Here is a 9,490-nt window from a genome sequence, read left to right on the forward strand (position 1 = left end):
CTCAAATCCTCGTCTCGAAGTTCGACGACCATCTTTCATTGTATCGTCAGCACGAGATCTACGCCCGCATGGGCGCCGACATCCCTGACAGCACGCTTCTGGATTGGTGCGGGCGCGCCATGAAGGTGCTCGCTCCCGTCATCGAGCGGATCGAGGCCGAGGTGATGTCCGCGCCGGTGCTGCATGCAGATGACACTCCAATCCGCGTGCTGGACCGGTCACGTCGGGACCGCGGTCTCGGCAAGGGTGTCAAACAAGGCTGGGTCTGGGCCATGTCTCTGACCAACGACCTTGGGCCGGCACCGCACCACCCGGCGTCGTCTACCGCTTCTCCCCGGATCGGAAGGGGGAGCATCCGCAGCGCCACCTACAAGCCAGCCGTGGCATCCTTCAGGTGGATGCCTATGCCGGCTTCAATCCGCTCTACGAACAGCGCGCGGATGGCAGCAGCCAGTTCCGAGAGGCAGCATGCTGGGCGCATTTGCGGCGCGACTTCCACGATGTTTGGGAGGGCACGAAGTCCGAGATCGCGCGGGAGGCCCTCGACCGGATCGGCAAGATCTACGATGTCGAGCGCGAGATCGCCGGTCAGCCGGCGGCGCTGCGCCAGGCTGCGCGCCAGCAGCACTCCGGCCCCATGGTGGCTGCCTTCAAGACCTGGGCCGAGGCCCAGCTGCTGCGCATTCCAGGCAGGGGCGATCTCGCCGAGGCCATCCTTCGAGCTCTTCCTCGAAGACGGCCGCGTCGGCATCGACAACAACCCGGCCGAGCGCGCCATGCGCCCGATCGGCATCGGGCGGAAGAATTGGCTCTTCGCGGGCTCCGACAGCGGTGGCGAAACGCTGGCCAGGGCGATGACCCTCATCGAAACCGCCAAGATGAACGGGCTCGATCCGCAGGCTTGGCTGGCCGACATCCTTGACCGTATCCATGATCACAAGATCAACCGGCTCGACGAACTGCTGCCTTGGTTGTGGCAAGCGAAACGTCAGCCCAGCAGCGAGGCTGCCTGATGGCGACGACCACCTCCGTCTGTATGCTCAGTCGCGTCGCCAACCTGCTTGGGGAGGATCTGGACCTCCCCGAGGCCATCGTCAGCAACGACGACAACCTAACCTACGGCAATATCGTCAGTGTCTAAGTCAACCAAGAAACCTACCAGACTGCCCTCACCGACGACGGCATCGGCGAACTTCGCGACATGCTCAGGGCTGCCCGGATATCGACAGAGGAATGGCAAGGCTTCCTCGAGGACTTCGTCGGCGATCCAGACATCATCGCACGCGTAAAGGACATGAAACTGCGGTGGCTATCGGGCGCTTACGGTCAAATACGATAAGCGACGCTACAAGCGGCGCAACCGGATCGAGATCATGTTCGGCAGGCTAAAGGACTGGAGGCGCGTCGCGACCCGCTATGACCGATGCCCAAAGGTGTTCCTCTCAGCCATCGCCCTCGCGGCTGTCGTCATCTATTGGTTATGAATACTGATCCTAAGGCAGTTCTTCGGGAAGTTCGGGGACCATGTTGTTGTCCAATGCCTCCAGCGCCTGATGCTGGGCCCCACAGCTCAACCGAGCAACTACATAGGCGCGGCTCAGGCCGTCGATCGCGGCGGGTTCATAGAGCGCCTCGTCGCTGAGTTCCATTAGCTTGCGAGCGAAATAGGCGGTGCCGCGCCGCGCAAGAAGCAGGTCCTCGGCAGGCGCGTTGGGGGCATCGAAGCGCGCCCCCTTGCCTACGCGGGCTTTCAGCGCCTCGCGGGCGGCCAGATCCGTCTCTGCCGGAAGCATTACGACTGGCCGTCGATCATCTGACGCATGAAGCCCAGACGTTCCATGATCGGCGCATCCGAAAAACGGAAGAGATCGAATTGGTTCTGCGCCCGCAAGGACCATGGCACCCAGCTTGGCACAACGAACATGTCGCCCTTTTCAAGCCCGTACTCGACACCGTTCATTACCACGGCGCCCGAGCCGTCAAAGACCTGGAACACCGTGGAGCCAACCTCGTGACGCGTCACGGTTTCGGTCCCTGCCCGCAGGCGGTGAAACTCGCAACGGATCGTCGGCATGACATCGCCGCCGGTGGTCGGGTTGACATAGCGGATTGCCGCGTGGCCTTGCTCGACCGTGGCGGGCTGGCCTTCGTCCTCCAGAAGCAGCTGCTCGGTCAGCGCGCGGTCGGTAAATTCCCAGCGATAGACACCGATCGGCGAAGATGCGGTATTTTGCAGCTGTGATAGCGGACGCAAACCCGGATGACACCAAAGACGCTCACCACGGGAATAATCCGGCGTGGCATTATCGGTCACCCGGTCGGAGCCAAACTCAAAAAAGCCGACATCCATCTGCTGGCTGAACGGAATGTCCAGGCCATCGATCCAGGCCATCGGCTCATTGGCGACATTGTGGTGGCCATGAAAATTCCAACCGGGCGTCAGCAGTAAATCCCCGCGCGACATGCGCACCGGATCGCCATTGACTACGGTCCAGACGCCTTCTCCCTCGACAACGAAACGGAAGGCGTTCTGCGAGTGTCGGTGTTCCGGCGCGTTCTCGCCCGGACAGAGATACTGGATCGCGGCCCAGAGCGTCGGCGAGACATAGGCATTGCCACCGAGACCGGGGTTGGCAAGCCCGATGGCACGGCGTTCGCCACCGCGACCGACCGGCACCAGCTCACCGGATTTTTCCGCCAGCGGCAGAAGATCGGCCCAACGCCAGACATGCGCCACGGCCTTGGACTTGGGCGTCATCGGCATCAGGTCGCCGAGTTGGGTCCAGAGCGGCAGCAGGTTCTGCTCTTCGAAACCTTTGTAAAGCGCGCGTAGTTCCGGTGTGTCTTCCGGCTGCATACCGTGCGCAACGGTGTCGTGGTTACGATCTTCGGTCGACATGGTGAGTTCCTCCGGTTTTTGTCACGTCTCGGGTGCGTGCATGTGGGGCTCGGCGCGTCAGGCGGCGTCTGGTTGATTGGGCGGCGCCGCGTTCCGGAAGGTAGGCGGCTTGTCGAGTTCCGCATAGATGCGCGAAATCACCGGCCAGCTTTTCAATGGCACACCAAAGCGCTTGTTGTTCCATATCTGGGCATAGACACAGCAATCAGCCATCGTGGGTGTGTGGCCGTGGCAGTAAAGCCCGGTTTCGTCCGATCTCGAAAGCTCGGCTTCGAGCGCATCGAAGGTGATAGCAACCCAATGGGTGAACCATTCTTTCTGCGCCTCTTCATCGGCACCGAATTGATCGCGAATGCGGAACAGCACGCGCAGATTGTTCAGTGGGTGGATCTCCAGCGCGATCATATAGGACAGGGCGCGTACACGTGCGCGACCGTCCGCATCCGCGGGCAAAAGTGCTGGCCCCCGATGGGTCTCATCCAGCCATTCCATGATGGCCAGAGATTGCGTCAGATAGCTGCCGTCCTCTTTCTCAAGGGTAGGGACCAGACCTTGCGGGTTCTTCGCCAGATACTCGGGCGTCCGCGTTTCCCCGGTGCTCAGCACATAGAGGATATAGTCATAGCTCAGCCCCTTCAGGTTCAACGCGGCACGCAGCCGCGTTGAAGTCGAGGACCGGAAGAAGTTATGTAACTTCAGGGTCATGTATCAAGCCCTTCAGGCTTCGCGTTTGCCGATCGGGGTCTCGATCTTGCCAAGGTCCTCGATCTCGACCACGCAGGTGTCCCCCTCGTTCATGGCCCCGACGCCCGCCGGGGTACCGGTCATAATCAGATCGCCCGGCTGCAGCGTGATCGAATGCGACAGGATCGAGATGATCTCCGGCACCGACCAGATCAGTTCACTAAGGTCTGCGTCCTGCTTCACCTCGCCATTCACCAATAGGCTGATACGGCCCTTGACCGGATGACCGACTTTCTCGACAGGAAAGACCGGTCCGATCACGGCGGAACGGTCAAACGCTTTGCCCCAGTCCCATGGGCGGCCCTGTTCGCGGGCTTTGAGCTGGAAGTCGCGCCGGGTCAGGTCGTTGCCTACGGCATAGCCCCAGACATGGCTGAGACTGTCCTCTTCGGCAATGTTCTTGCCACCTTTGCCGATCACCACGACGAGTTCAGCCTCGTAGTGGAAATTCTCGGTCTCCGGCGGGTAGGCCACCTTCTCACCGGCATCGACAACCGCATCGGCCGGCTTGGTGAAGAAGAACGGCGGATCGCGATCCGGGTCCTTGCCCATCTCGCGGGCGTGGGCCGCGTAGTTCCGGCCAACGCAAAAGATGCGGCGAACCGGCAGACGGTCGTCAGAGCCCCCGACAGCCACTGTCGCGATGGGGGCGGGTGCAAATACATATCCCATTTTGGGGGTCCTTGCTTTATAAAGCCGGCCGTCGGAACGGCCCGAGCCTTGGGCTTCGGCATCGGTCTCAGTTTTGCCCGGCAATGTCGCGGCGATGTTCAAACGATGCGTTGCCGGTGCCGTCAGGCTGCAATCAATGGCAAAGGCACGTTCAGCGGATCGTAGCTGTAGAGCCACTTGGCACGGTCCTCCGCCGGATCCTTCTTCGAGAAGGCCTCGCGGAACTGCTCATGCGTATCGAAATGGTACAGTTTCGCATGTTCGGTACTCTCGTTCACGATACGGGCGGTTCGTTCGATCCGCGCCTGTTCATAAACCTTGAGCGCAACCTCGATATCCCCGGCAACATCGAGAGCGCGCATCAGAACGGCACCATCCTCAATGGCCATGACGGCGCCCTGCGCCATATAGGGAAGCGTGGGGTGCGCGCTATCGCCCAGGAGGGTCACACGCTTCGTGCTCCAGTACGGCAAGCGCGGCCGATTATTGAGCGCCCAGCAATAGCATGAATCGCGGTCGGCAAGGTCGATTATCGTCTGGACGTCTTCATGGAAGCCGACATAATCTGCCTTCAGATCTTCCCAGGGGGCCTTTACCGTCCAACCCTCTTCGGACCAGCCGGGCTTCTCGACGCATCCCACGATGTTAAGCAGTTTCCCCTCGTTCACCCAGTAGACCACCATATGCTTTTTCGGGCCCATCCAGTTCACGAAGATATGGGGCTGATAGTCACGCGGGATCTTGTCTGCGGGAATCATGACGCGCCAGGCGACATTGCCGGTGAATTTGGGCTTCTCCTTGCCGTGCATCTGTTCGCGCACGACGGAATGGATACCGTCTGCACCGACCAAAATGTCTCCCTGCATGCGCTCACCGCTTGCGAGCGTCAACACTACGCCGTCCGCGTCCTCGGTATAGGATGCAACCGTCGAATTGAGGTGAATGGCTCCGGGCTTCAGTTCTTCCACCCGATTGGCAAGGATGGAGTGAAGATCGGGACGGTAGACATGATAATAGGGTGCGCCGAACCTGTCTTCGTGCGGCTTTCCCAGAGGGATCGTGCTGATCACCTCGGCGGTGTCGAAGAGACGGAACTCCGTGCGCTCAGGACGGACAGCAACCTCTTCCAGCGCCTCCTGAACCCCGAGGTGGCGAAGGACACGGCTTGCATTTGCGCTGACCTGAATCCCGGCACCGACCTCTCCCAGAGCCGGAGCCTGTTCATACACATCGACATCATAGCCTGCCTGCAGCAGCAGGCCCGCTGCGGTCAAACCACCAAGACCTGCGCCCGCAATCAGAATCTTTCTACGCTGTGACAAATAAGTTCCCCTTATCTACGTTTCCCGGACGGCCGAGGCCGCGATGCTTTCGGACCCATTGCGATGCAGGATTGCGACAGGGTTGGGCAGAAAGGGCTTTCGCGACTGCGGCGGCAGACGACTACGCCCCTCCCGCTTGCCTCACGATTTTCCGTCCTCCCAAGGCACAAGGTGCCTACTCAACGCCAGGCGCTCCATCATCCGTGTATCCAGATGCAGCTTCTAAAGCGGAACCATATGGGAAAGTCAACCAAATAGATAGCCAAGCTACCTTTAAGAAATGCAACCCTGCCTTGACCCAGATAGCGCGATCCCCGCAAGATGGCCGACCTCGCCTGCCTCCGTCCGGCCGTTCGGGTCGGACCCGTCAACCAACCGCCCAAATATGCCCGGCGAACGGCTCCATCGCACGCTGGGCGAAAGGGTTGGTCCAGTCATTTGCCTGATTGCCGATTTGCCTCCTGAAGACCCACAGGAACCTGTCGGCCGGTTCCCTCCGCCGCTTTCAGACGCCCCGTCGCCCGTTCCAGGTCCAAAATGCTCTCTCGGCAGGAAATAGCCGGAAAATGATGGCCTAAAGGACCCGCTGGGACCAATGACGCCCCCCCCCCTTGCATTTGCATTTCGGGGGGGCGCATTTCGTAGGTGCTACTGGCAGGAATAGCTGTCAGAGCTGTTGATATCGCCCTTGCCGTCATACATTGCCAGCTGCGGATAAGGACAAAGCGCGCGCGTCGCCATGTCTGCGGTTCGGGTCGCCTCGATGGCCGCCGGCGCCTTGTCATTCTCCACCCAGTCAATCAGGGCGGTCACGAAATCGGCATTCTCAAAACCGATACCGCCGCGGCAATGAGCCATGCCAGGAACCATATAGAGTTTCAGGAAGCTGTCGGCCTCCCCGACCGTTTCATCGACGGCCGTGCGGTAATCGATCGAATTGTAAGGGTTCGACGCCGCATCGGCCCAACCGTGATACATGATGATCTTCTTGCCGCTCGACTTGACGTCGGCAATGTTCGGATCGGTAGCGTTGTAGGTTTTCGCGGCACCGGCCATGCGGGCCGGGTCGGTCTCGAAGTCGAAGTCGGTCATATAGTTATAGTCGGCCGAATCTTCTTCAAACATCAGATAGTTGAACGCATCGAGCATCACGCGGTGAAGCAGCGGCATACTGGCAACGTCCGGTGCCGGCTTCGGGATCAGCCAGCTTCCCCAACTGCCCGGGACGGCTTCGCCGCCCACCGGCATTCCATTGACGAGCGAGCTGCCATCGCTGGCCTTGATACCTGCATAGACCTTCTCCAGCGCTTCTACCTGGGCGGTCGTAAAGCAATCATCCCCGCCGGATTCGCAGATCGCGAGATCGCGCGACGGCGAGAAGTCACAGGCCGCAGGATTGGAAACCAAGCCATCGACCAGCCCATCCGCGCCGTCGCAATGGGCCGTGACCGCAGCGCCCAGCACCGACAGTTTTTCGAATGGAATGATCGGATTGCCGCCGGTCGGATTGTTGTCCGGATATAGCGGGCGCAGGAAAGCCGGTGCCGACATCTGTTGGCTGGTATAGTTATATACAGGCGCGCCCACGACATAGCCGTCGAAGTCGTCGGGGAAGCGCTGGAATTCCATCATGCCCTGACGGCCCCCGGTGGAGCACCCGATCCAGTAGGATTGCTCGGGCTCCTGACCATAGAGAACCTCGGTCAGCTCCTTGCCGGTAGAGGCTGTATCGTGAACCGCCTGATAGCCGAAATCGCGCTCCATATCCGGATCGGTGCCGAACCGGGAACCCGCCTGCTCAGGAATGCTGGCATCATGTCCGGTGTCGGTCGTGATCGCAGCAAAACCTTCGGACATCCGCTGGCTGGCATCGTTGAGCTGGAGCGATCCAGCCTTGCCGCCGTTCCCGACCATGACGAAGCGGGAGTTCCAGTCCTCAGGCAACAGCAGCGCGAACTTCACGTTTCCGCCGATCGTCCCACGCACATCGCAATGCGCCGGAAGCTCATCGGTTTTGGCAACGTAATCGCTTTGCGTCAGAGCCAGGCCCTCGCCCAGCGTCATTTCCATGACCTGGCCGCAGCTCGCGGCAAAATCCTCTTGTGCATGTGCTGGCGCGGCGGCCATCAACAATGCTCCCCCCAATAGAGTCAGATAGCTTTTATGTTGCATTCACAACCTCCCTTGTTGCGTTTTACGGTCAGACTTCAGCGCCCGACCTTGTAAGAAGGTCGGGCTAAAAACGGTCGCGAAACCCACGATCAGGGCGACGAGATTGGGAACATAGTCGACGCCGACAACGACGTGCATGGGCACGATTGCAACCACCGCTGCCACCACCAGAACGGCGCGTTCCCAGCGCACGAGGGGCCGCCTCAGAAACCCGTATATCGCCCCGTTCATGAACCAAACGCCAACGAGGGCACTCAATCCGGTACGCACGATTTCAAACCAGCTGCCGACCATGACCAGACCGGGATCAAGCACCATGACAAACGGGATGAGATAGCTCACCCACCCCATCCGCACAGCTGCAAAACCCGTCTCCATGGGACGGGATCCCGCAATCGTGGCCGCCGTGAAACTTGCCAGTGCCACCGGCGGGGTGATCATGGACAGCATACCGAAGTACAGCAAGAACATATGCGCGGCGATCGGATTCACGCCGGCCTGAACCAGTGCCGGTCCGATCAGGCTCGCAAGCAACACGTAAACGCCAACAGTGGGCATCCCCATACCCAGGACAAGGCTGACCAGGGCAGCGACAATTAGCAGCAGAATGAGACTGCCTTTAGCCATTTGCACTAGGGCAAGCGTGAGCGAGAAGCTGAGACCGGAAATGTTCAGAACACCGATCACCATGCCGGCCGCCGCCGAGATCACCACGATCTCGATCATGCCCTTCCCGGATTCCGGGATGGCTCGCAAGAGATCGAGCATCGGCGAGCGCTGGCCGCGATAGGGCAAGACGATCGCGAAAACCGCAAGCAGTAGGGCCGAAGCACAGGCCGCCAGTTCCGGCCGCCAGTTCAAGCCGAACAATGCATAGATCAGCAGTGCAAAAGGCGCTAGAAACTGCCAGCCTTCTCTCAGAATTTTGCCAAGCGGCCGTATCTCGACATCCTCCGGCATCTGCAGACCGGTCTTTGCGGCATGGTTGTCGACGTAGAAGTAAATCGACAGATAATAGAGCGCGGACGGCACAATAGCGGCAAGCACCACGGTCCCGTAGGATATCTGCAGGAACTCAGCCATCAGGAAGGCGGCCGCCCCCATGATCGGCGGCGCCAATTGTCCACCGGTCGATGCCAGGGCCTCAACAGCGGCCGCCATTTTCGGCTGATATCCCGCCCGGCGCATCAGGGGTAGCGTCACGACGCCCGATGCCGCGACATTTGCCACCGCGCTTCCCGACACGCTACCGAAGAAGAACGAAGATACGACAGCGATCTTGGCCGCGCCGCCCCTGCGCCGACCCACGAGAGACAACGCCAGATCATTAAAAAATGCGCCGCCGCCAGACCTCAGCAGAAGCTGCCCCATGATGATGAAGGCAAAGACCGTGACCGACGACACCATCAACGGCAAACCAAGCAGGCCGTTGGTGTCCATCACTATATATATGGCAAGCCGGTCCCAGAGAGTCTGCCGGGTCATGCCGAACGGCAACAGATGCCCGACAAGCGCATAAAGGATGAACAGAATGACAATGGCGGTCAGACCCCAGCCCGTCAGGCGTCGGACCGCCTCAATCGTAAGGACCATCAGAATAACGCTGATGATCAGACCATCCAGAGGCTTGTAGACCAGCTCATTGACAATATCCGGGTAGCGGACCGCGATGTACAGTGAA

At 60.2% G+C, this 9,490-nt stretch carries 8 protein-coding genes and 2 pseudogenes; 3 read left to right on the top strand and 7 right to left on the bottom strand.

The window, feature by feature from the left end; translation table 11 throughout:
• From tnpC to A3764_RS03445, 3 genes and pseudogenes are all read left to right on the top strand, one after another.
• Positions 1–1,013, top strand: a pseudogene (tnpC, locus tag A3764_RS23895) (IS66 family transposase); the annotation flags it as partial.
• The gene (locus tag A3764_RS26215; RefSeq protein WP_269084743.1) at positions 1,013–1,141 is read left to right on the top strand and encodes a hypothetical protein; all 129 of its coding nucleotides are present in this window, start codon (positions 1,013–1,015) and stop codon (positions 1,139–1,141) included. The pseudogene tnpC and the gene A3764_RS26215, both read left to right, overlap by 1 nt.
• Before the next feature lie 172 nt (positions 1,142–1,313).
• Positions 1,314–1,484 (top strand): annotated as a pseudogene (locus tag A3764_RS03445) (transposase); the annotation flags it as partial.
• A gap of 9 nt (positions 1,485–1,493) precedes the next feature.
• Here the strand turns inward: A3764_RS03445 and A3764_RS03450 are convergent.
• From A3764_RS03450 to A3764_RS03480, 7 genes are all read right to left on the bottom strand, one after another.
• Entirely contained in the window at positions 1,494–1,793 is a 300-nt protein-coding gene (locus A3764_RS03450) for a hypothetical protein (RefSeq protein ID WP_067951168.1), read from the bottom strand.
• The gene (locus tag A3764_RS03455; RefSeq protein WP_067951171.1) at positions 1,793–2,899 is read right to left on the bottom strand and encodes a cupin domain-containing protein; all 1,107 of its coding nucleotides are present in this window, start codon (positions 2,897–2,899) and stop codon (positions 1,793–1,795) included. Before A3764_RS03455 ends, A3764_RS03450 begins: the two co-directional genes overlap by 1 nt.
• 57 nt (positions 2,900–2,956) lie before the next feature.
• Positions 2,957–3,604, bottom strand: a complete 648-nt coding sequence (maiA, locus tag A3764_RS03460; RefSeq protein WP_067951173.1) for a maleylacetoacetate isomerase — start codon at positions 3,602–3,604, stop codon at positions 2,957–2,959.
• Between the two features lie 12 nt (positions 3,605–3,616).
• Positions 3,617–4,315 carry a fumarylacetoacetate hydrolase family protein gene (locus A3764_RS03465; RefSeq protein ID WP_067951175.1) on the bottom strand — a complete coding sequence of 233 codons (699 nt, stop codon included), beginning with the start codon at positions 4,313–4,315 and terminating at the stop codon, positions 3,617–3,619.
• Between the two features lie 122 nt (positions 4,316–4,437).
• Positions 4,438–5,637, bottom strand: a complete 1,200-nt coding sequence (locus A3764_RS03470) for an FAD-dependent monooxygenase (RefSeq protein ID WP_067951177.1) — start codon at positions 5,635–5,637, stop codon at positions 4,438–4,440.
• 648 nt (positions 5,638–6,285) lie between these two features.
• Positions 6,286–7,809, bottom strand: a complete 1,524-nt coding sequence (locus A3764_RS03475; RefSeq protein ID WP_082851105.1) for a tannase/feruloyl esterase family alpha/beta hydrolase — start codon at positions 7,807–7,809, stop codon at positions 6,286–6,288.
• Positions 7,810–9,490 (bottom strand): TRAP transporter permease (locus A3764_RS03480; RefSeq protein ID WP_150122062.1); only part of this gene is annotated, 1,681 nt, incomplete at its 5' end. It abuts the gene before it with no gap.

The sequence above is a fragment of the Sulfitobacter sp. HI0129 genome, from assembly GCF_001635395.1.
GTDB lineage: Bacteria > Pseudomonadota > Alphaproteobacteria > Rhodobacterales > Rhodobacteraceae > Sulfitobacter.

Bases quoted from the DNA above. Each gene is read 5' to 3' on its own strand.
- A3764_RS26215 (WP_269084743.1), top strand. From the start codon at position 1,013: ATGGCGACGACCACCTCCGTCTGTATGCTCAGTCGCGTCGCCAACCTG.
- A3764_RS03450 (WP_067951168.1), bottom strand. From the start codon at position 1,793: ATGCTTCCGGCAGAGACGGATCTGGCCGCCCGCGAGGCGCTGAAAGCC.
- A3764_RS03455 (WP_067951171.1), bottom strand. From the start codon at position 2,899: ATGTCGACCGAAGATCGTAACCACGACACCGTTGCGCACGGTATGCAG.
- maiA (WP_067951173.1), bottom strand. From the start codon at position 3,604: ATGACCCTGAAGTTACATAACTTCTTCCGGTCCTCGACTTCAACGCGG.
- A3764_RS03465 (WP_067951175.1), bottom strand. From the start codon at position 4,315: ATGGGATATGTATTTGCACCCGCCCCCATCGCGACAGTGGCTGTCGGG.
- A3764_RS03475 (WP_082851105.1), bottom strand. From the start codon at position 7,809: ATGCAACATAAAAGCTATCTGACTCTATTGGGGGGAGCATTGTTGATG.